This is a genomic window from Geobacillus thermocatenulatus (assembly GCF_002217655.1).
Lineage (GTDB): Bacteria > Bacillota > Bacilli > Bacillales > Anoxybacillaceae > Geobacillus > Geobacillus thermocatenulatus.
In genome coordinates this window covers 1,215,719-1,237,343 of sequence record NZ_NEWK01000001.1, presented here as the reverse complement: position 1 = coordinate 1,237,343, position 21,625 = coordinate 1,215,719, and the positions used below count along the sequence as shown (strand labels likewise).

Here is a 21,625-nt window from a genome sequence, read left to right as displayed (position 1 = left end):
GATCCTGCCCTCACTTTGCGGCCAGCTGCCGTGCCGCTTCAATCGTGTTGTGCAAGAGCATCGTAATCGTCATCGGCCCGACTCCACCCGGCACCGGCGTCATATAGCCAGCCACTTCTTTCACAGCGTCAAAATCGACATCGCCGCACAATTTGCCGTTCTCAAGCCGGTTGACGCCGACGTCGATGACGACCGCCCCGGGCTTGATGTGTTCCGGGCCGATGAGGCGCGCCTTGCCGACCGCGACGATCAAAATGTCCGCCTGCCGCGTGATGGCGGCCAAATCCGGCGTTTTCGAGTGAGTGTAGGTGACGGTGGCATGTTCGCGCAAAAACAGCTGGCCAACCGGTTTGCCGACGATGTTGCTTCGGCCGACGACGACAACGTGCTTGCCGGCGATGTCAATGCCGGCCGATTGCACCATCACTAAAATGCCATGCGGAGTGCACGGGAGAAATGCCCGTTGGCCGATCATCATTTTTCCGACATTGATCGGGTGAAACCCATCGACATCTTTTTCCGGTGCGATCGTTTCAATGACCGACCATTCGCAAATGTGATCCGGCAGCGGCAGCTGCACTAAAATGCCGTGCACCGCTGGATCGACGTTTAACTCGCGGATTTTCGCCAGCAGCGTCTCTTCGTCGATCGCCGCCGGAAACGTGTAAAGGAACGAGCGAATGCCGACCTCGGCGCACGCTTTTTGTTTTCCTTTTACATACGAATGCGACGCCGGATCGTCGCCGACTAGAATGACGGCCAGCCCCGGCTCAACGCCGTCCGCTTTCAACCGTGCTGCTTCACTGGCCAATGCCGTGCGAATCGTCCTTGCCATCTCCGTTCCGCTAATGATTTGTGCTGTCATCGTGTTTCGTTCCCCTCTCCTCGTTCATCGTTCAATATCAGCCCGCGATGCAGCCGGTTTTATTTTTGCAGCGCCGCCTTCACTTTCGAAAGCACGCCGTTGACAAAACTCCCGGATTTCCAATCGCCGAATTTTTTCGCCAGCTCGACCGCCTCATCGAGGCTGACGCTTACCGGCACATCATCGGCGTATTTCATCTCGTACGTCGCCATGCGCAAAATGGCGCGGTCAACGTTAGCGACGCGTTCAAGCGTCCATTTTTTCAAATTGGCGCGCAACAGCTCGTCAATCTCCTCCTGGTGCTCGACGACGCCAAAAACGAGCTGGCGCAAAAACGGGTCGATGTCGCCGCCGCCCGTGACATTGTGGAGCGCCTCGTCCGGTGGAATGCGTCCGACATCGATTTGAAACAGCGCCTGCAACGCCTTTTCCCGTGCTTCATGCCGCTTCATGGCGGTCCCCCTTTCCAAAAAAACGAACATTCACAATGAAATCATATCATATTTTTCGGAAAAAGCCAGCCTTTTCCCAAAAATCATTCGCGCTGCCGTTGGCTGCGCCACAACGGCCTCGTTCATTACAATAACAAACTTTGGCCAAAAAAACAAAAAGGCAGCCGCTGAAAAAGCAACTGCCTTGCGAGATCACGGTTCGACCACGCCTTGTTCTTGCTTGCCGCCCTCAAACTGGATGCCGACGATATGAACGTTCACTTCGCTCGCCTCGAGGCCGGTCATGTTCCAAAGCGCTTGGCGCACATTTTCCTGCACCTTTTTCGCCACGTTCGGAATCGATGCGCCAAACTGGACGAGGCAATAAAGATCGATGACGACGCCGTCGTCGCGCAAATCCACCTTGACGCCTTTTCCATGGTGTTTCTTTCCAAACCGCTCGGCAACGCCGGCGGCAAAATTGCCGCGCATTTGCGCGATGCCGTCGACTTCTGACGCCGCGATGCCAGCGATCACCTCAATCACTTCCGGTGCAATTTCCACCTTGCCGAGCGCCGGGTACACTTGCTCTGTTTCAAAGACATGCTCAGACATAAGGCACCTCCTATTCCGCCTTCATAATATCATATAACTCCAAAAACTTCGTATTAAACTCACCGCTTTGAAATTTCTCATGCTCCATTAATTTTATGTGGAACGGAATCGTTGTATGAATGCCTTCGATGATAAACTCCGAAAGCGCCCGTCTCATGCGGGCGATCGCTTCCGCACGCGTCGGCGCATGAACGATCAATTTGGCGATCATCGAATCATAATACGGCGGGATCGTATAGCCTGGATAGGCGGCGGAATCGACGCGCACGCCCGGGCCGCCCGGCGGCAGGTACATGGCGATTTTCCCCGGCGACGGCATAAAGTTTTTCGCTGGATTTTCGGCGTTGATCCGGCACTCGATCGCAAAGCCGTTAAACGTAACGTCCTCTTGGGTGATCGACAGCTTTTCACCAGCGGCGATGCGGATTTGCTCCTTGACCAAATCGATGCCGGTGATCAGTTCCGTGACCGGATGCTCGACTTGAATGCGCGTATTCATCTCCATGAAGTAAAATTGTTTGTTCCGGTGGTCATAAATAAATTCAACCGTACCGGCGCCGGTGTAGTTGACCGCTTTCGCCGCCTTGACCGCCGCCTCGCCCATCTTCCGGCGCATCTCGTCGTCAATGGCCGGCGACGGCGCTTCCTCAACCAGTTTTTGCAGCCGGCGCTGGATCGAGCAGTCGCGCTCACCGAGATGAATCGTATTGCCGTACGAATCAGCGAGCACTTGAATTTCGACATGGCGGAAATCTTCGATATATTTTTCAATATAGACGCCTGGGTTGCCAAACGCTGTCGCCGCTTCCTGCTGGGTGATGTTGATGCCTTTGACGAGCTCTTCTTCGTTGCGGGCGACGCGGATTCCTTTCCCGCCGCCGCCGGCCGTCGCTTTAATGATGACCGGATAGCCGATCTCGTCGGCAATCGCCCGCGCCTCATCAAGGCTTTCGATCACCCCGCGCGACCCAGGCACGATCGGCACCCCCGCCTCGCGCATCGTCTCGCGAGCGATGTCTTTAATGCCCATTTTTGCAATCGCTTCCGGACTTGGACCGATAAATGTCACGTTGCATTCACGGCACAGCTCGGCGAACGCTTCATTTTCCGCCAAAAACCCGTAACCGGGGTGGATGGCGTCACAGCCAGTCAGCGTGGCGACGCTCATAATGTTTGTGAAATTTAAGTAGCTGTCTTTCGAAGCGGTCGGTCCGATGCAGTACGCCTCATCAGCCAGCTGCACGTGCAAGGCGTCGCGGTCGGCTTGCGAAAAGACAGCGACCGTCTCAATCCCAAGCTCGCGGCAGGCGCGGATGATGCGGACGGCGATTTCCCCGCGGTTCGCCACCAACACTTTTTTGATCATCGTCCGTTCTCTCCCTTATTCAGGCTTGACTAAAAACAACGGCTGGCCATATTCGACGAGCTGGCCGTTTTGCACCAACACCTCGACAATTTCGCCATCGACTTCCGCTTCAATTTCATTAAACAGCTTCATCGCCTCGATGATGCAAACGACCGTATCTTTTTTCACTTTGTCGCCCGGCTTCACATACGGCGGCTTGTCCGGCGCCGGCGCTGCGTAGAACGTGCCGACCATCGGTGAAGTAATTTGATGCAAGTTGCCTTCCACAGCCGGCTTTGCTTCTTTGACCACCGGCGTTTCCGCTTTCGGTGCCGGCGCTTCCGAGGCCGCTGCTTGAACGGGAGCAGCTGCCGGAGCCGGTTCGACCGCGGCCAAAGCGGCAGGCGCCGGCGGCGCGACCGCCGTCTGTGCTGATGCGGCCGGCGCAACGGCAGCAGCAGCCGTTCCTTTTTTCATATGTACTTTTGTTTCGCCTTGTTCGTATACGAATTCGTCAATCGTGGACTGGTCGACCAAGCGGATCAATTCACGAATTTCTTGAATTTTCATCGATCTCACACCTTTCTCCAAATATCGTGCAGCCCGTTCCCTTCTGGCGGTGCCTAAACGTATCCATAACGATTATACACACAACCGTAGGACAAACAAAAGACTTTTCCGCAAAAAAAGAAGCTGCCCTAAAGAGCAGCGCGTTCATCCAGCCGGCTGAAACTCAACCGTCACGTATTCAGCATCGGGTATTTCTTTTTTCACCATGTGAATGACTTCATTCGCCGATTTCGCTGAGCTTTGTTTCGCTTTGATCGTCACGCGCACTTGGTTGTCATCGGCGCGCACGAGCACGTCTTCATAACCGCCTTTCGATTTGATGAGCGTCTCCAACGTGGCTTCTTTTTCGGACAATGCTTGCAATTTTTCAATTTTGTCGAGCGCTTCATTTTTTTCTTCCGCCGTCGCGTTCGCTGAAGCGACAATGGCGTTCAGCTCATCGCGCAGCCGGCTCCGTTCATCCTCAATTTTCATGCGCAGCGCTGTAAACAAGTCGTCGCCCGTTTCGCCAGACGCCGACGGCTTTTTCGCTTCTTCAACAGCGACGCTCGGCTGATCGGTTGTTTTTTCCGTCTTCTGATTGGCGGTAAAGGCCGGACTGTTGTTCATATTTTTTGGTGCTGTCACGTAATAGACCGACAGCACAACGACCAAACTCAACATCGTCAACAGCCATACGGTTTGTTTTTTCAACATGCCGATATCCTCCCCTTACCCGGTCATTTTTTTGGCAAGACAGCGACGCGGTAGCTCGGAACGTTTAACACGCGCGTCACCGCCTCGACGATCCATTTTTTGATTTGCAAATTATCCGCCCCTTTGGCGACAACGAGAACGCCGCGGATGTCCGGCTTTTTCGTGGCGACAACAAGCGGCGTTTCTTCTTCGCCGTTATGAATAATGATGACTTCTTCATTAGTCGACTCGTTTTCGATCGTCCGCTTCCCGCCTTCCTTATCTCTCTCTTCCGTTGTCTGCTGCTGAGTCGAACGCTTTTTCTCATACAGTTTCAACTCCGTGGAATCGAGATTGACGACGACCGTGACATCATCCACCCCTTCGATCGCCTCAAGAGCAGCTTTCAGTTCTTTTTCGTACCGCTCCTCATAGGCGGCGATCACTTTCTCTTTCGTCTCCTTGCTTGCCAGGAATGCCGGCTCGGCTGGAGCGGACGGCTGCCCGGCGGAAGGCTTCGCTTCGGCTTCCTCTCCACTGTTTGCCCAATGGCTTGCCGCCATCAAGGCGACACCAGCCAACAGCAGGACGACGACGTACGAAAACGGCCATTTTTTCTGTGCTCCTTCCCCGTCTTTCAGTGCTGAAGAAAAGAGCCGTTTGATGAGCGGCAACATCCCCCCTTATTCCCTCCCCCTAAATTGCACGTCAATTTTATCTTCATCGATTTCCCATCGGCCGGCGAGAAAAGCGCGCACCTCCTCTGCCAGCGAAGCATCGCCCTCCGGCAAAGCCGGCGGCTTCGTCGTATCGATGACAACCGGTTCCACCGAACCGACTGACTTCTGTTTCGAAAGGACGACCTCAATCGTCTTGATATCGTCCGGCATGCGCCAGTCGTCGCCTGGCTTGGCGTAAACGTTGACATCCGCTTTCAGCCCATACTTTTCCATCAACTCCTCATTAACATCGTTTTCGAGCTGGACAGCCATTTGTTTTATAATATATGCGCGTTGCGAGGCTTGTATTTCTTTTTTCTGCTGTTCGATTTGATTTTTTATTGCCTCTTCCCCCGCACGGCCGTTGGAAAAATGGGCGAGCGCCGACGCCATGAGCTGCTGGGGATCAACGGAAGCGAGCCGAAGCACCGGAGCAAGCATCACGAGGACGAGCATAAGCCCGACAGCCATTTTCACGTATTTTTGCATCGTTCCCGACGGCAGCAAAAAATCGATGATGACAGCAAACAACAAAAACAAAATGATGTTGGTCACCCACTCAATGACTAGCTGCATAGCGCTCCCCCTAGCGGACCATCATCGTAATGTTCCCGGCCATCACCATGACGGTGAGGCTTAAGAAAAACATGAGCGACACAATGAGCAGCGCCGCCAGCACGTAGGCGATGCTTTTTCCGATGATGTTGAGGCAGGACAATACCGGTCCGCCGCCAAGCGGCTGCAGAAGAGCAGCCGATAGTTTGTAGACGACGACGACGGCGAAAATTTTCACCGCGGGAAAGATGGCGATCATGAGCAAAATCGCCGCCCCGACCAACCCGACCGTATTTTTCAACAGCATGGAAGCGGCGACGACCGTATCGGCGGCATCGGTGAACAGCTTGCCGACGACCGGGATGAAATTGCCGGTGACAAATTTCGCCGCCCGGAGCGCCACGCCGTCAGCCACGGCCGCTGTCGCTCCTCGCACGGACATGACGCCAAGGAACACGGTCAAAATGAGGCCGAGCAAACCGAGGGCGGCTTTGTTGAGCAAATCGGCGAGCTGAGTCGCCTTGTAACGGTCGCTGAGCGTGCTGACGACCGAAAGCAGCGCAGCCAGAAGCAAAAGCGGCAAGGTGACGTATTCCACAACCGTGCCAGTGGTGTTCATCACAAACAAAATGATCGGGTGGAAAAACGCCGCCGACGCGACCCCGCCGGAAGTGGCGAGCAGGGCGAGCAGCAGCGGAACGAGGGCGATGATGAAATGGCTCATCGTCCGCACCGCCTCAAGCGCATAATCCGCCGCAAGGCGAAAGCTGTTTAAGGCGATCAACAAGAGCACCATATAGACGACCGCCTGGGCGATTTTGCTTACTTCCTGCTGAGCGAATGCATTTTGCAGCGATTGCAGCACCGTGCTGAAGACAGCAAGCAAAATGAGCGTGCCGAGCAGTTTGCCGTTCACCTGCAGTTCATAAAACAAATAGCGGGCGAGCGCCTTCAGCCATTCGGACGGCGACCATTGCTTGCCGCCGCTTAAAAAATCGGTGAGCGGCCCTTTCTCGCTTTCCGGCAAAAACCCGCCATACTCGCTGACGATCGTTTCCCAATACCGGCGGATATCGCTCACATCGAGCTGAGCGAGCTGCTCGCTGACCGACGGTCCATCGCTTGCGGCTTGTACGACCAACGGACAAAAAAAGAGAGAAAGCAGCCCGACAATAAGGAACGCTGTTCGCTTCAATCCGTTCCCCCCTTTAGCGCGCCGACGGGATGAGGCCGATGACCGCTTCGATGATCGCGGTTAAAATCGGAACAGCCAGCGCCAAAATGACGATTTTGCCGCCGAGCTCAATTTTGGCGGCGATCGCCCCTTGGCCGGCGTCTTTGGAAATTTGCGCGGCGAACTCGGCAATGTAGGCAATGCCGATGATTTTCAGCATCGTCTCTAAATACACCATCTGAATATGGGCGCCTTCGGCCATTTTTCGCAACATCGCCAAAATGCTGCTGATTTGATCGACCAACAACAGAAAAATGGTGCAGCCGACAAACACGGTCAACAAAAAGGCCAGATTCGACTTTTGCTCTTGCAGCAACACGACCAAAAACGTCGCGATCAACCCGAGGCCGACGATTTGCAAAATGTCCATGGCCTCTCCCCCTATCCGCGGAACAAAAAGACGTCTTTAATTTTTTGAAACAAATCGCTTACAATCGAAGCGACCATAAACAAAATATAAATAAAGCCGAGCAGCGTCACCCATTGGGCATATTCTTTCCTCCCCATCTGATCGAGCACCGTATGCAAAAACGCGATGACGATGCCGACGCCGGCGATTTTCAAAATGAGATCGACATCGATGCCCATGATTCTGCCTCCTGTCTACATGAGTAAAATGACGAGCAGCAGGCCGGCCAACACGCCTAAACTTTTCGCCATCTTGGCGTAGCGCGCCTGGTTGTCTAGCGCTTCCGCTTCCTCCCGCTCAAGATGGGCGAGCGCCAGCGCGATTTGCCTTTGCTGGGTGAGCCGGTCGTATTGGCCAAGCGTGGCGCCAAATTGTTTCATCACTTCAAATTCTCCTTGCTTTAGAGCGGTTTTTCCCCATACGGTTCGCAAGCTTTTTTCCCATGCCTCGGCGGCGCTCGTTTCTTCTGTGCATAACGCGGCGGCAAACCGCTCGAACAATTCGGACAACGGGGCGGCCGTTTGCCGGGCGAGATGCATAGCGGCGTCGGCAAGCGGCGTATGGCCATACATCACTTCCGCCTCAAGCGCCCTCAGCGCCGCTTTCAGCTGGCGAAGCTGGCGCGGCCGCTCGTGCAACACGCGGGCGGCGGCAAACCCAAGCCATGTTGAGGCGGCGAGAATCAACAGAGCGCCAAACCATTTCATCGCTGGACCACCGCCCTTTCATACAGCACCGTTCCGCCAGCGTCGAGAATGCGTCGGATGGAGCCGGGATGGGGAATGTTCGTCAGCTCAATAAACCGTTCAAACACCTTTTGTTCCATCACCGGGCCGAGCGTCGGACGCTGCCAGACGTCTTGGATGTTGCGGCCGTGCACAGTCGTCCATACAGAGACGCCAGCATTGGCCGCTTCAAGCACTGCCTCGCTGTCCTCCTCGCGCCCGATTTCGTCGACAATCATGACATCAGGGCTCATCGAGCGGATCATCATCATCATCCCTTCCGCTTTCGGGCAGGCGTCCAACACGTCAAGGCGCGGGCCGAACGAAAACTGAGGAATCCCTTTCACACAGCCAGCGATTTCCGATCGTTCGTCAACGATCGCCACCTTTTGCGCCGGAATGCGCCCCGTCCCGCTGCTAATCAAGCGCGCCGCATCGCGCAGGAGCGTCGTTTTTCCCGTCTGCGGCGAGCCGATGATCATCGTATGACGCCAGCGGCCGTCGTACACATACGGAATCAGCGGCTCGGCGATGCCGATCTGTTCCTTGGCGATGCGAATGTTAAACGAGGAAACATCGCGGATCGCTTTCACCTTGCCCCCTTCCGTAATGACTTTGCCGGCCAGCCCAACACGATGCCCCCCCTCAATCGTCATAAATCCGCGCTTCAGCTCTTCTTCGACGGCATAGATCGAATAATGACTCAATTTGTTGAGCAAATGCACGCCGTCTTCTTTCGTCACTTCATACGGCAACAATCGGGCCGTTCCGTCGACGATCACCTCAAGCGGCCGGGAGACGCGGATGCGGATTTCTTCAATTCCGCGGCGGCATGAAGGAAGATGGTGCTGCAACGCGGCGGCGACCGTTTTCGGCAAAATTCCCCACACCGCTTCCATGGCCCTCCCCCTTTTCTTGTGGACTAGTTCATATGTATGGGCGGAATGCGCCGTTTATGCCTTACTTGTAAATCGCGAACAAAATGAGCGCGATCCCGAGCGCCACAAGCCCAAGCCGTGAAAACGAGAGCTCGTCCGCAAGCGAAAGCAGTCCAATCGCCATGGTCACCATCATGACGGTTGGACCGACGACAGCAAGCGCAGCATTAACGGCAAGCGCTTTTTTCACGTCATTGAACACAAGCATCAACAGCGCCGCGCTCAGTTCAATGAACGCGGACACCATCCGCATGCCAGCCATGGCCATAACGGACGGGTCGATCGATCGCAGCCAATGTTTCATGTTCCCCTCCTGTTTTGCCAAATGGGATCGATTAGTACAAACGTATGCGAAAACAAGCCGTTTCAGAAGAAGTTTTTACTGAGGAAAACGATGGGGGAGAGCAAAACGGCGCCCATTTTGCGCATAAAAAACACCGCCCCGGAAGGTGTCCGAGACGGTGCCTGTCGGGCTTGGGCTTACGCCCGCGAAACGTACGTGCCGTCGGCCGTATTAATGATGAGCGTGTCGCCTTCGTTGACGAAAAACGGCACTTGAACGACAAGGCCGGTTTCGAGCTTCGCCGGCTTCGAACCGCCAGAAGCGGTGTCACCTTTAATGCCCGGCTCTGTTTCGACGACTTTCAACTCGACGGTGTTCGGCAGCTCAACGCCGATCGTTTCGCCTTGGTACATCATAATAAAGACTTCCATATTCTCTTTCAAGAACTTCAGTTCATGCTCGATTTGTTTCGCCGGCAGCTCGATTTGTTCATACGTTTCCATATCCATAAAAACGTGTTGGTCGCCGTTGGCGTACAAATATTGCATTTTGCGTGTGTCGATTTGCGCCCGGTTCACTTTTTCGCCGGCGCGGAACGTCCGCTCCTGAATGGCGCCGGTGCGCAAATTGCGCAGCTTCGAACGGACGAACGCCGCCCCCTTGCCTGGCTTGACGTGCTGGAATTCAAGGACGCGCCAAATCTCGCCGTCCACCTCAATCGTAAGTCCTGTGCGAAAATCGTTGACTGAAATCATTAGCCGAAATCCTCCTCACGCAATCCATTATAAAATGATCAGTTCTTTTGGCGAATGGGTGAGCGCTTCGTTCCCATCAGCATTGATGACCGTATCGTCCTCGATGCGCACCCCGCCAAGCCCCGGGATGTAAATGCCCGGCTCGACGGTGACAACCATGCCTGGCTCAAGCACGACATCCGAACGGAACGAAAGCGTCGGCCCTTCGTGAATTTCCAATCCAATCCCATGGCCGGTCGAATGGCCGAAATAGTCGCCATACCCTTTTTCGCGGATGTAATCGCGCGTGAGCGCATCAGCCTCTTTGCCGGTCATGCCTGCCTTGAGCCCGTTCATGCCGCGTTGCTGCGCTTCAAGAACGATGTCATAAATCGTCCGCAGCTCCGCGCTAATGTCGCCGACGGCGACCGTTCTCGTCATATCGGAACAATACCCTTTATAGTAAGCCCCGAAATCAAGCGTAACGAGCTCGCCGCGCTCGATCGTTTTCTCTGACGCCACCCCGTGCGGCAGCGCCGAACGGTAGCCGGAGGCCACGATCGTATCAAAGGAGGACGAAGACGCCCCTTGTTTGCGCATAAAAAATTCCAGCTCATTCGCCACTTCGATTTCTTTAACGCCTGGACGGATGAACGACAAAATGTGCGAAAACGCCGCATCGGCGATTTCTGCTGCTTCCTTTAATATCTTAATCTCTGCCTCTGACTTAATCAAGCGCAATTTTTCTACGAGCCAAGACGTTGGCACGAGTTCAGCGCGGATGGCTTCTTCATACGACTTGTATGCGGCATAGGTGACGTGTTCTTGCTCAAAGCCAAGCCTCTTGATGCCAAGCCGCTTCACCTGATTGGCAATTTCTTCGATGATCGGCCCGCTGTGCTGGACGACTTCAAACCCTTGGGCTTGCCTCGATGCTTGTTCGACGTAGCGGAAGTCCGTAACCAACACCGCCCCTTGACGGCTGACAAGCACAGCGCCGGCCGTGCCAGTAAACCCGGTCAAATAGCGGCGGTTGTAGCCGTTTGTGACTAACAGCCCATCAAGATGCTGCTCTTCAAGCAGCGCTCGAAGCCTTTCCATTTTTTCCATGTCTCATTCTCCTCTGCCCATGAATATTGTAATTACAAAGGCGATGCGATACGTGGGCGGTTTCCGATGCGCGCGATCGGCTGCGCCCAAAAAATATGGAAACCTTCTTTATTTTACCATGATCACGGCAGTTTCCGCCACATGCGCCCGCTTTGGCCGACAGCTCAACTTCCTTCCTTGGCCGCCTGCTGCCCGGCGCTTGGCGACGGCCGATTCATTTCCTGCGTCTCGAAAGAAATCGAATAACCGACAAACACCCCGTACAAAATGTACAAGCAAAGCGTCGTAATGACCGTATTCGTCTCTAAATCCGCAACCGGCTGCACGTTCGGAAACAGCGGATTGAACAAATAAAACACCACTCCCCAAAGCGCAGCACCATACAACATTCCCGCCCACATGCCGCGGATTTTCCTTAGCAGTGCATAGTATAGCAGCGCCGCCGCAATGGAAATGATGCCGATCAGCACGATGGCCGCATAATTGCCGGCTTTCCCATATTTCCAGTCCTCGGCAACCCACGGGATGAGAATCATATTCGGGCTGATTTCACTAAAATGGAAAAAATAGGACAAATAGCCGATCAAACTCCAAAACACCCCGCCGACAAACCCGATGATGATCGTTTTTTGTATGAGCGTCATCGGCCGCTCCGTCTTCTCTTGCTCGAGCTCCCCTTTTTGTTCCGCCATCATTGTGCACCTCCTTGTCTGGTAGTATGACCGAAAGCCGACCGTCCCATGAATCAAACGAAAAAAATGACCGCTCTTGTGTAAATCATGGATTTTTTGGAAATCATAATAGCAGCATCAACCTAGAGGTTTCCGGATATTTCTTGTAGAATAAAATAATAAACATAAAAAATAGGTTGGTGTTGGCCTGATGAAATCATCAATGGAGAAACCGTTATACGGCGGCCAAGCGGTCGTTGAAGGGGTGATGTTTGCCGGCAAGACGCACTCCGTCACCGCCGTTCGCCGCCATGACGGGACAATTGACTATTTTACGCTGCCTCGCCGCAGCCATCCGACGCTGACTGCCCTGAAAAAAATCCCGTTTGTCCGCGGCATTGTCGCCATTATTGAGGCGAGCGCAAACGGGGCCAAACATTTGCAGTTTGCCAGCGAACAATATGAGGCGTCCTCGGACGAAAAACAGGCCGCCGAAGAAAGCCGCTCCAAATTCGGGCTGATTCTCGGCGCCGCCGTCATCGGCGTGCTATCGTTTTTATTCGCCAAAACCATTTTTACGCTCGTTCCGGCGCTCGCCGCCGACGCCTTTAAACCGCTCGTACCGGGGAAAATGGGGCAAATTTTGCTTGAAGGCGCCTTTAAGCTTGCCCTTTTGCTCGGCTACATTCACTTTATTTCGTTGACGCCGCTTGTTAGGCGCGTGTTCCAATACCACGGGGCGGAACATAAAGTCATCAACGCCTTTGAAGCGGGGTGGCCGCTCACGGTTGAGCACGTCCAGCGCGCCTCGCGCCTTCACTACCGATGCGGCAGCAGCTTCATTTTATTTACTGTCATGATCAGCTTATTCCTTTATTTGTTCGTGCCGACGGATCCGCTTTGGCTGCGAATCGCAAACAGGCTCGCTTTAATTCCTATCGTGCTTGGCGTTTCGTTTGAAGTCTTGCAGTTTACAAATAAATTGAGGGATATTCCGCTGCTAAGCTGGCTTGGCTATCCCGGGCTATGGCTGCAACGGTTGACGACAAAAGAACCGGACGATGACCAAGTGGAAGTGGCCATCGCCTCGTTTCAGCGGCTTCTCGATTTGGAAGCGGAAGCCGAAAGGAAACAAGCGGTGCAGTAATCGATCAAAGGGGGTGGACTCATTGCGGCGCCGGGCCATTCATCCGCTTGTCGGGCTTATGATTTTGCTTGGAACCCTTGGCATTGTCTATACCCTTTTTGCCCATCCGACGGTGCTGTTCCGCCAGCTGTTGTTTGTTGCGCTGTTTTTGGCCGCCATTTATCTCTTTTACCGGTTCGTCTACCAACGCCGCACCGATCAAGATCGATTATCGTATTTAAAGGCGGTGCGGCAGTCGAAAAAGCTCCATCCCCGCTCCGGGCGCAAACAAGCAAAGCCGGCGAAACTGAAGCGGCCGCTGAAAAAACGGACGGCCATTCCGCACTTGACCGTGATCGAGGGCAAAAAAGGCAAAAAAAAGAATCGAGCTTCGTTTTAGCTTGATTCTTTTTTGTTTGCCTCTGCCGTTCAGCTGAAAAATCGGCGGCAGAGGTGCGCCCTATTGCCGCTTTCCCGTCTAGTACGCCCATTGACGTAAAAACTGCCGCGTCCGCTCGCGTCCGTAATCGATCAGGCGCCGGCGCGCTTCCAGGTCGATGGAAAATTCCGTAGAAATAACGTTGTCCACCGGCAAAAAGACGATGTTTTTTTCATGGCGACGCGAAATGTAGCGCGCATCATGCGCTTCCTTCATCGCCGCAAACAGCGCCTCATACAAATCGAGCGCATTGGTGATCGTTCGTTTCGGCCGCTCCCCTGGTTTTGGGCTCAGCTGAACGCCTAGCACCGGCCGTTTTTTCTTCTTTTCTTCATCGAACAAAAACAGCGGAAAGTTGCTCAACACCCCTCCGTCGACAATGAAAGCCACACCGTTTCGCCCGCGAAGGCGGACCGGCTCAAAGAAATACGGAATGCTGATGCTCATCCGCACTGCCTTGGCGATGGAAAACGACCCAGGGTCAATGCCGTATATGGCTAAATCGTCCGGCAACACGACGATGCGCCCGTTCGTCACGTCGGAAGCGACGATATACAAACTGCCGGCCGGCACATCTTGAAACGTCCGCACGCCGCGGGCGGCGAGCGCCGCCTCGAGCCACCGCTCAAACGCCTTTCCTTGATACAGTCCAAGATGCCAATACAAGCGCACCCATTTCCAAAGCGGAAACGGAATCCATAGCGGCCGTTCATCCAAAAACTGCTCCAACTCCAACTCCTCAAGCAGTCGGGCAATATCGCGGGCGCTGTAGCCTGCCGATAGCAGCGCCGATAGCAACGCTCCGGCGCTCGTGCCGGCAAGCCGCTTCCAGCGCAGACCTTTTTCCTCAATCGCTTCATACGCTCCAAGCAACGCAAACCCTTTCACCCCGCCGCCGGAAAAAACAAGATCAATGTCCACCGCCGCCTCCCCCCTTTTTATCGTTTATACATATGTAAGAAAAAAGGAAGGCATTTAGTACGGCAAACAAAAAGAGCAAGCCTCAGCTTACTCTCCTTGTTCATTGCGTCTTTGGACATCGCGCAGCGCTTCAAGGCGGCGTTCGTCCTCTTGAAAATACTGCACCAAATCGCCGATCCGGTCGATGGCGTTCCAGCTCAAATGGTGTTCAATCCCTTCCACGTCGCGGTAAATATTTTCTTCGCTGACACCGATCAAACGAAGAAATTGCTCAAGCAACTCATGACGGTAGACGAGCCGCTGGCCGATTTTTCTTCCTTTTGGCGTCAGGACAAGGCCACGGTATTTCTCATACACTAAATACTCATCTTTATCGAGCTTTTGCACCATTTTCGTCACCGAGGAGGGATGGACGGACAACGCTTCCGCAATGTCCGAGACGCGGGCGTAGCCCTTTTCTTCAATCAAAATGTAAATTTGTTCAATATAATCTTCCATGCTTGGTGTCGGCAACGTTCGTCCCCTCCCATCACGTAATGCAACGGCCGTCAGCATCTCTCATCAAACAGGCTTGTTGATGAACCAATCAAAACGATATAGATGCAATCTGAAGTTTTAACATTTGCAGCTTGTACCGAGCATTTGATCGACTGTCACGCCAAGGCGTGACAGTCGAAAAATGGATAAGCGGCTTTTCCGTCAAGGATAAGGATATGTGAAACGTTTTCATTGCATCCATATATGAGAAATCTTTATTTTCAGCTTTTTCTGCCGCATTCGGCCGCCCGAGCAAACAAAAAATAGCAATCAATCCCATTATACCATGAAGGGGACATTACGTAAAATACTGCACCTGGGCCGATGGAAAAAAGCGAGCAATATACGAGCGCATGGTTTCCTCCAGCTCCCGCGCCTCCTCGTCACGGTACACATATTTGCCGATGCCGTACCGCCCCCACTTATACTTGCGCTTCGATTCGTCCAAATCGAGCTTGGTTTTCGGGTAACGCTGCTCAATGACCCGCTTGGCCGGCTTGGTAAACCGGTGCTGGATGAGCTCAAACGTCAAGTCAGATAAATCCACCCCTTCCAATTGCCGGGCGAGCTCCTCAAACAATTCGAAATACCCTTGTTTCCAACCTTCATGCCGGTAAATCGGCGCAACGACAAAACCGAGCTGATAGCCGGCGCCGGCCACTTTGCGCGCGGCTTGAAGCCGCGCGTCAAAGGAGGACGTCCCTGGCTCGAAATGGCGGATGACGTAGCGGGAATTGACGCTGAAGCGAAAATGCGTCTTGCCGTTATGTTGGGCATCAAGCAAATGATCGACATGCTCATACTTCGTCACAAATCGGAGCCGCCCGTAGTCGGTCGCGCCGATAAATTCAATCGCTTTTTTCAGCGAATGGGTCAAATGATCGATCCCGACAATGTCGGACGTGCATGCCGCCTCGAAGCGAGTGATCTCGGGTGCGCGCTCGTCAATATACGTTTGCGCTTGAGCGAAAATGTCGTCCAAGTTGACATACACGCGGATATATGGCTTGCTTCCTAATGTCGTTTGCAAATAGCAATAATGGCAATGGCCCATGCATCCGGTTGCCAATGGAATGGCGTATTCGGCTGACGGCTTCGATGAATCAAATTTCAGCGTCCGCCGCACGCCAACAACGAGCGTCGATTTCGCATTTCGATACCGGGCCAGCTCCGTCTCTCCCGGAATGCCGCGCACTTGGTTGTGCGATGTCGTCTCGCGAATCTCAATTCCCATTTGCGTAAATTTCTCATACAGTTCCTGCCCGAGCGGGTACGACAACGCCTCCGGCTCGAAATACACAAGCTTGGGCACAAACGGTTTCATTCATTTCCCTCCAGACTGTTCATATGTTGATGTTAGTATGATTCAAAGCGGGAGGGAAATCACGTGATTCTTTCGCTTGGCAACGATTTTTCATGGAAGGCTCATTGCCCCTAATTTGATATGTTCATCTCCCAGCGAAACCAACGGCCATGTCCATCGGTTTCAGCCACAATTTGCTGGTATTCTCGGCCGCCAATCATGCCATCCAGATGCAATTTCGGATCCCACATGCCTTTCGCTTACTCTATATTCGTTCCAACATACAGATTGCCCTGCAAAACATTCGCACACCTTTGCAATTTGCCATGACATCTCATGAACGCAATGATACAATAAAACTAAACTGAAAGGAGGGATGCAGAATGTCTCACGAGCTTGCCGAATTGCTTCGCTCAGTGCTGAAAGAGGAGTTGCAGCCGATTCATGAACGCCTCGATCGACTAGAAGCCGGACAACAGCGCCTTGAAGAACGACAACAACGCCTTGAAGAACGACAACAACGCCTCGAAGAACGACAACAACGCCTCGAAGAACGACAACAACGCCTCGAAGAACGACAACAGCGCCTCGAAGAACGACAACAGCGCCTCGAGGAAAAGTTGGACCATTTCATCATCGAAACGCGCAGCCATTTCAAAAAAATCGAGGACGAACTGGCTGATCATCGGCGTATGTTCGAGATACTGTCACATGATTGGCGTAACGCGAACATTGCGATTGAATATTTAAATCATAAGATCGGCCAGCACGATCTGGAAATGTATCAACTAAAAAAGCGGCTCGAACTCCAAGAAACAAAATAAAAGCGCATGCCCGATGACCGGCGCATACGCTCGAACCGCTTATCCCCGCTTGCGAATGCGGAAATGGTCTTCTAACAGCACCCAGTTTTCCGGATACGGATACCCGAGCACCCAGTAGCTGATTCCGCGCAATCCGTATTCTTTCACCAATTCAAATTTCGCCAACGCGCTGCGGGCGTCTTCAAACCATACTTCGTGCTGGCGCCCGTGTTCGTCCGTGTAGCGGTAAAACGGCGAGGCAGCCACGGGGTCGTACTGAATGGATGCTCCGTAGCGAACGGCGCGCTCGAGCGCCTCTTTCGGGCTGAACGTTTCCGCCTCTTGCCCTGGCACGTGCGGCAGCACCCAGTCGCGGGCATAAATTTGAAACCCCATCATGATTTTGCTACGCGGAATGGCGGTCACCGCATAATCGAGCACGCGCCGAATTTGATTCACCGGCGAAATGGCTTGCGGCGGCCCAAACCGGTAGCCCCACTCATAGGTCATAAGGACAACAAAATCAGCGATGCGTCCGTGGGCTGGGTAGTCGTGCGCTTCGTACAGCAGCCCTTTTTGTTCAGCGCTTATTTTGGGCGCCAGAGACGTCGATAACACATACCCTTCGGCGTGAAGCCGGTTGGCCGCCTGCTGCAAAAACTCGTTATACCGCTTGCGGTCGGACGGATAGACGTTTTCAAAATCGACATTCAGCGCCCGGTACCCTTTTGCTCGCATCACTTGAATGACGTTGTCAAGCAATCGCGTTTGCAGCGCAACGTCGGCCAGAATCGTCTGCGCCAGCCTCGAGCCCGGGTCTTGGTACGTAAAGTTCGTGATCGTCATCATCGGCACGACACGGGCGGCATAAGCCGCCTGAATGAATGCCGCATCATTGATCGGATTGAGCCCGCCATCGGCGCGGATCGTGTAGGCGAATGGCGCGGCATAGGTCAAATGGCGGCCGACTTCGCGCACTTGCTCCGCTCCTTTCTCCCCTTGATCCACCGTAAATGCGTTCACCTCGATGAGCGGCTTCGCCGGCGGGATGATAAGCCGCTGTCCAGGGGCGATCCAGTTCGGATCGGTAATATCGTTTACTTCGATCAGCTGCTGAACCGTCACTCCGTAGAACGAAGCGATTTGCGCCAGCGTCTCCCCGCTTTGCACCGTATGGATGCGCGCTGGGATGAACAACGTTGTCCCTGGATAAAGGAGCGACGGATTCGTGATCCGGTTCGCCTGTACGATCACCTCGACCGCCACCCCATACTGGCGCGCAATGCGCCATAACGTTTCTCTCGCATGGACAGTATGGTAGCGATATGGAACCGGGATGACGAGCGCTTGGCCAACGGCTAGCCGGTTCGGGTCGCTCAGTTCATTGGCGGCGACAATCCGCTCGAGTGGAACGCCGTAACGCTGAGCCAACTGCCAAAGCGTCTCCCCGCGCTTTACGACATGGACAATCATGACGCTCCCCCTTTCCTTCTCCCTTTTACCACTATATTTTCGCTTTTCTCCTTTATGTAAAAAAACGCCGGTTCCTTTGCAGAACCAGCGTGTCCTTCACCCCATCATTCAACATTACAACCCGCACTTCAGCTGCGCGCCGCAGTTCGTGCACGTATTGCAGCCGCCGATCTCTTCGATCGTCCCTTCGCGGCAAATCGGACAAATATTGCCGATTTCGGAACCGATCGTCACATCGGTGGCGCGCACATCTTGAATCGTATCCACAAGCACGACGGGGCGTTTCGTTTCTTTTTCCTCGAGCTCCTCTGGAAGCAGTTCAAGTTGCTCTTCAATCTGATTCTCCTCAGCCTTTAACGTCAACACTTGCGCATCGCGGCTGCCGTCGACATAGACGGTTCCGCCTTTCGCGCCGCCGCGCCACAGACGCTCATACACTTTTTGCACTTGCTCGACGGTGTAGCCCTTCGGCGCGTTGACCGTTTTTGACAAGCTCGAGTCGACCCAGCGTTGAATGATGCACTGCACATCGGCGTGCGCTTCCGGCGGCAAGTCCATCGCCGTCACAAACCAAGGCGGCAAGTGGTTCGGATCGGCTTCCGGATGTTTGTCCAAATATTCTTGGACAATGTCCGCTTTCACTTCGATAAATTTGCCCAAGCGCCCGCTCCGGTAGTACGAGAACGAGAAGTACGGCTCAAGCCCGGTTGAGACGCCGACCATTGTCCCTGTCGATCCCGTCGGCGCCACCGTCAGCAAGTGCGAGTTGCGGATGCCGTATTTCAAAATATCTTGGCGAATGTCTTCCGGCATCCGTTTCATGTAGCCAGTGTTGATGAACGCTTCACGCAGCTTGCGCGTCTCTTCCTCCGTTTCGCCGACCAAAAACGGGAAGCTGCCTTTTTCTTTCGCCAACTCGATCGAGGCCCGGTAAGCGGTCGTGGCGATTGTGCGGAACAGCTCGTCCACAAGTTGATTTCCTTCCTCGGAGCCGTACGCTTTTTCGCAGTAAATGAGCAAGTCGGCAAGCCCCATGACGCCAAGGCCGATGCGGCGCTCACCGAGCGCTTGTTTTTTGTTTTCCTCAAGGAAGTATGGCGTAGCGTCAATGACGTTGTCTTGCATCCGCACCCCGATTTCGACTGTGCGTTTCAGTTTTTCGTAGTCCACGACTTTCCGTTCTTTGTCGACCATGTTCGCCAAGTTAATGGCGGCTAGGTTGCATACCGAATACGGCGCCAACGGTTGTTCCCCGCACGGGTTGGTGGCCACGACTTTTTGCCCGTACGCGCGGGCGTTCGTCATTTCGTTGGCGTTGTCGATGAAGAAAATGCCCGGCTCGGCCGAATACGTCGCGCAAATGTTGATCAGCTTCCAGAGCTCGCGGGCGCGGATTTTTCGGTAGACGCGGACGCGATAGCCCATTTGTTCCCATTCGCGTACATCGCCGACTTCATGCCATTTTTCGTTGTAAATGCGCATTTCCTCTTCGGAATAGGTTTCCACGTCCGGGAAGCGGAGCGCGTATTCTTCGTCCTTTTCGACCGCTTCCATGAACTCTTTCGTCAAGCAGACGGAAATGTTCGCGCCGGTCAAAAAGTCAGGATTGTGCACGGTATATGTACCGCCGGCGCGCAGTTTTTCTTCGGCGTCTTTAATGATCTCTTCAGTGAATCCGCCGTAGTCAGGCGCGTTTTTGTACCGGACGATCGCTTCGTACATCGCCCGCTCCCGCTCGGTGAGCGGCGTGAATTTCAGCTTGTCGCGCGCTGCTTTTTTGATGCCCTCGTCTTCCATATTTTCAAGCAGGTAGCGCAAAATGCGAGGGTTTTGCATTTTCGAGACGATGAATTCGATAATGTCCGGGTGCCAGTCGGCCAGCATAATCATTTGGGCGCCGCGCACATTGTTACTCACTCGCTTTCACGAGTGGGCTAGGTCATTTCTGCCTAGCTCTCCGCCTTTCGGTCGGAGATCAGACTATATCATCAGGGAAGAGAATGCTTCCCTGTCTCGCGCCTCGTAGCCTCGTCGCCATAAGCTACGATTTACTCCTTCCATGGCCCTCTCTCCCCTCGAAACAACGTTCGTTATCATCATTGTATCGAGGGCTGTAGGAAGTTTCAATAGTCGTTGAACCTTCATCTCCGTTTCCAGAGATGCTTGGCTGCTGGTTGCCCATTGTTGCATCCAACTTGTTTTCCAACCGTCACGTCTGCCGTCACCGGCTGCGTTGTGGTCAAGTTGGCTTTAGGGTGTTCCAGCAATTCGCGAGATTTTACTCCCGCCGTCTGGCGCCTTATTAACGGGAGCCACCTTGCTCAACAAGGTGGGTCAGCTTCGCAATGTCGTCAAGCCATGAGACCGACCCGGACGATTTGCCGTTCACCCCGCGCGCAAGCGTATGGCGCGGCCGCAATGTCGAGCCGTTCGTCCCAACGCCGCCGCCGCGGCTCATAATTTCCATCACCTGCTTCCGATGTTCGGAAATGCCTTCGCGCGAGTCTTTCACAAACGGCATCACATAGCAGTTGAAATACGTCACTTCCTTGCCTGAACCCGCCCCGTACAACACGCGGCCGGCCGGAACAAAATTCAAGCTGGCGAGCTCTTGATAAAACTTTTCGAACCACTCTTTCCGCTTTTCTTCCGTCTTTTCCACCGCCGCCAGCCCGGTCGCATTGCGCTTGGCGATTTGCTCATAGAAAATCTCGAGCGGCTTGTCGATAATGTCAAGCGACCGAACGACAATGCCGGTCTTTGCCTCTTCCCCTTCGAGCACGTGCCGGTACTCATCCTCCACCTGGACGCGCGCCTTTTTCGCCTCCCAATCGATGTCGACGATAAACCCGAGCCCTCGTGCCGGGAATTTCGGATCCTCCTTGATCGTCAACACAACGAAATCGCCCGGTGTGAGCGTCAGCTTTTCCGTATCCTTAAACGAATAACGGTCAAGCATGACCAAACGGGATACGCCTTTATGGGTGATGTGCATATCCGGCGTAATCGGATGCACTTGCGGAAATAGGCGAATATCCTCGTTCAGCTTGTCAATATTGATTTTCATTTTTTCGGACGACGCCACCGTCATTCTCCTATCTCTCCTCTTTTATATAATCTCTCATGTTTTTGGCAAAGTTGTCC

At 53.8% G+C, this 21,625-nt stretch carries 24 protein-coding genes and 2 pseudogenes; 3 read left to right on the top strand and 23 right to left on the bottom strand.

Annotation, left to right across the window (positions count from 1 at the left end; all coding sequences use genetic code 11):
* Window positions 1-10: 10 nt before the first annotated feature.
* From folD to B9L19_RS06220, 17 genes are all read right to left on the bottom strand, one after another.
* Entirely contained in the window at window positions 11-865 is an 855-nt protein-coding gene (folD, locus tag B9L19_RS06300) for a bifunctional methylenetetrahydrofolate dehydrogenase/methenyltetrahydrofolate cyclohydrolase FolD (RefSeq protein WP_025948984.1), read from the bottom strand.
* Between the two features lie 59 nt (window positions 866-924).
* Entirely contained in the window at window positions 925-1,317 is a 393-nt protein-coding gene (gene nusB / locus B9L19_RS06295) for a transcription antitermination factor NusB (RefSeq protein WP_047752812.1), read from the bottom strand.
* Between the two features lie 192 nt (window positions 1,318-1,509).
* The gene (locus B9L19_RS06290) at window positions 1,510-1,911 is read right to left on the bottom strand and encodes an Asp23/Gls24 family envelope stress response protein (protein WP_047752811.1); all 402 of its coding nucleotides are present in this window, start codon (window positions 1,909-1,911) and stop codon (window positions 1,510-1,512) included.
* A 10-nt stretch (window positions 1,912-1,921) separates the two neighbouring features.
* On the bottom strand, window positions 1,922-3,277 hold the full coding sequence (gene accC / locus B9L19_RS06285) for an acetyl-CoA carboxylase biotin carboxylase subunit (protein WP_025948982.1): 1,356 nt from the start codon (window positions 3,275-3,277) through the stop codon (window positions 1,922-1,924).
* A gap of 15 nt (window positions 3,278-3,292) precedes the next feature.
* Window positions 3,293-3,826 carry an acetyl-CoA carboxylase biotin carboxyl carrier protein gene (gene accB / locus B9L19_RS06280; RefSeq protein WP_047752810.1) on the bottom strand — a complete coding sequence of 178 codons (534 nt, stop codon included), beginning with the start codon at window positions 3,824-3,826 and terminating at the stop codon, window positions 3,293-3,295.
* Between the two features lie 144 nt (window positions 3,827-3,970).
* Window positions 3,971-4,522 carry a SpoIIIAH-like family protein gene (locus B9L19_RS06275; protein ID WP_025948980.1) on the bottom strand — a complete coding sequence of 184 codons (552 nt, stop codon included), beginning with the start codon at window positions 4,520-4,522 and terminating at the stop codon, window positions 3,971-3,973.
* 23 nt (window positions 4,523-4,545) lie between these two features.
* Window positions 4,546-5,178, bottom strand: coding sequence for a stage III sporulation protein AG (gene spoIIIAG / locus B9L19_RS06270; RefSeq protein ID WP_025948979.1), 633 nt, complete (start codon window positions 5,176-5,178; stop codon window positions 4,546-4,548).
* 6 nt (window positions 5,179-5,184) lie between these two features.
* Window positions 5,185-5,796 (bottom strand): stage III sporulation protein AF, encoded by a 612-nt coding sequence (gene spoIIIAF / locus B9L19_RS06265; RefSeq protein ID WP_047752809.1) that lies wholly within the window; start codon window positions 5,794-5,796, stop codon window positions 5,185-5,187.
* A gap of 10 nt (window positions 5,797-5,806) precedes the next feature.
* On the bottom strand, window positions 5,807-6,970 hold the full coding sequence (spoIIIAE, locus tag B9L19_RS06260; RefSeq protein WP_025948977.1) for a stage III sporulation protein AE: 1,164 nt from the start codon (window positions 6,968-6,970) through the stop codon (window positions 5,807-5,809).
* A gap of 13 nt (window positions 6,971-6,983) precedes the next feature.
* Window positions 6,984-7,379 carry a stage III sporulation protein AD gene (spoIIIAD, locus tag B9L19_RS06255; protein ID WP_047752808.1) on the bottom strand — a complete coding sequence of 132 codons (396 nt, stop codon included), beginning with the start codon at window positions 7,377-7,379 and terminating at the stop codon, window positions 6,984-6,986.
* Window positions 7,380-7,390: 11 nt separating this feature from the next.
* Window positions 7,391-7,597, bottom strand: coding sequence for a stage III sporulation protein AC (spoIIIAC, locus tag B9L19_RS06250; protein ID WP_011231888.1), 207 nt, complete (start codon window positions 7,595-7,597; stop codon window positions 7,391-7,393).
* A gap of 15 nt (window positions 7,598-7,612) precedes the next feature.
* Window positions 7,613-8,125 carry a stage III sporulation protein SpoIIIAB gene (gene spoIIIAB, locus B9L19_RS06245; RefSeq protein WP_025948975.1) on the bottom strand — a complete coding sequence of 171 codons (513 nt, stop codon included), beginning with the start codon at window positions 8,123-8,125 and terminating at the stop codon, window positions 7,613-7,615.
* Window positions 8,122-9,042 carry a stage III sporulation protein AA gene (gene spoIIIAA, locus B9L19_RS06240; protein WP_025948974.1) on the bottom strand — a complete coding sequence of 307 codons (921 nt, stop codon included), beginning with the start codon at window positions 9,040-9,042 and terminating at the stop codon, window positions 8,122-8,124. Before spoIIIAA ends, spoIIIAB begins: the two co-directional genes overlap by 4 nt.
* A gap of 61 nt (window positions 9,043-9,103) precedes the next feature.
* A complete protein-coding gene (locus tag B9L19_RS06235; RefSeq protein WP_011231891.1) occupies window positions 9,104-9,385 on the bottom strand; it encodes a YqhV family protein in 282 nt (93 codons plus the stop codon).
* Between the two features lie 176 nt (window positions 9,386-9,561).
* A complete protein-coding gene (efp, locus tag B9L19_RS06230) occupies window positions 9,562-10,119 on the bottom strand; it encodes an elongation factor P (RefSeq protein WP_011231892.1) in 558 nt (185 codons plus the stop codon).
* 27 nt (window positions 10,120-10,146) lie between these two features.
* A complete protein-coding gene (locus B9L19_RS06225; protein WP_047752807.1) occupies window positions 10,147-11,208 on the bottom strand; it encodes a M24 family metallopeptidase in 1,062 nt (353 codons plus the stop codon).
* Window positions 11,209-11,372: 164 nt separating this feature from the next.
* A complete protein-coding gene (locus B9L19_RS06220; protein WP_047752830.1) occupies window positions 11,373-11,903 on the bottom strand; it encodes a YqhR family membrane protein in 531 nt (176 codons plus the stop codon).
* Between the two features lie 187 nt (window positions 11,904-12,090).
* On the opposite strand from B9L19_RS06220, the gene B9L19_RS06215 reads away from it, so the two are divergent.
* Both B9L19_RS06215 and B9L19_RS06210 read left to right on the top strand, forming a co-directional pair.
* The gene (locus tag B9L19_RS06215) at window positions 12,091-13,026 is read left to right on the top strand and encodes a DUF1385 domain-containing protein (protein ID WP_025948971.1); all 936 of its coding nucleotides are present in this window, start codon (window positions 12,091-12,093) and stop codon (window positions 13,024-13,026) included.
* Between the two features lie 22 nt (window positions 13,027-13,048).
* Window positions 13,049-13,405, top strand: coding sequence for an SA1362 family protein (locus B9L19_RS06210; RefSeq protein WP_021322363.1), 357 nt, complete (start codon window positions 13,049-13,051; stop codon window positions 13,403-13,405).
* Between the two features lie 78 nt (window positions 13,406-13,483).
* On the opposite strand, the gene B9L19_RS06205 is transcribed toward B9L19_RS06210, so the two are convergent.
* The 3 genes from B9L19_RS06205 to splB all read right to left on the bottom strand — a co-directional run bounded on the left by B9L19_RS06205 (window position 13,484) and on the right by splB (window position 16,226).
* The gene (locus B9L19_RS06205) at window positions 13,484-14,365 is read right to left on the bottom strand and encodes a patatin-like phospholipase family protein (RefSeq protein WP_025948970.1); all 882 of its coding nucleotides are present in this window, start codon (window positions 14,363-14,365) and stop codon (window positions 13,484-13,486) included.
* 87 nt (window positions 14,366-14,452) lie between these two features.
* Complete coding sequence (mntR, locus tag B9L19_RS06200; RefSeq protein WP_025948969.1) at window positions 14,453-14,878, bottom strand: transcriptional regulator MntR; 426 nt, start codon at window positions 14,876-14,878, stop codon at window positions 14,453-14,455.
* 322 nt (window positions 14,879-15,200) lie between these two features.
* Entirely contained in the window at window positions 15,201-16,226 is a 1,026-nt protein-coding gene (gene splB / locus B9L19_RS06195; RefSeq protein ID WP_025948967.1) for a spore photoproduct lyase, read from the bottom strand.
* A gap of 362 nt (window positions 16,227-16,588) precedes the next feature.
* Between splB and B9L19_RS06190 the strand changes: the two genes are divergently transcribed.
* Window positions 16,589-17,029, top strand: a complete 441-nt coding sequence (locus tag B9L19_RS06190; protein ID WP_047752803.1) for a hypothetical protein — start codon at window positions 16,589-16,591, stop codon at window positions 17,027-17,029.
* Between the two features lie 39 nt (window positions 17,030-17,068).
* On the opposite strand, the gene B9L19_RS06185 is transcribed toward B9L19_RS06190, so the two are convergent.
* From B9L19_RS06185 to B9L19_RS06170, 3 genes and pseudogenes are all read right to left on the bottom strand, one after another.
* A complete protein-coding gene (locus B9L19_RS06185) occupies window positions 17,069-18,481 on the bottom strand; it encodes a glycoside hydrolase family 18 protein (RefSeq protein ID WP_047752802.1) in 1,413 nt (470 codons plus the stop codon).
* Between the two features lie 114 nt (window positions 18,482-18,595).
* Window positions 18,596-20,383: pseudogene (locus B9L19_RS06180) on the bottom strand (vitamin B12-dependent ribonucleotide reductase); the annotation flags it as partial.
* A 403-nt stretch (window positions 20,384-20,786) separates the two neighbouring features.
* Window positions 20,787-21,572: pseudogene (locus B9L19_RS06170) on the bottom strand (ribonucleotide reductase N-terminal alpha domain-containing protein); the annotation flags it as partial.
* Window positions 21,573-21,625: the final 53 nt, after the last annotated feature.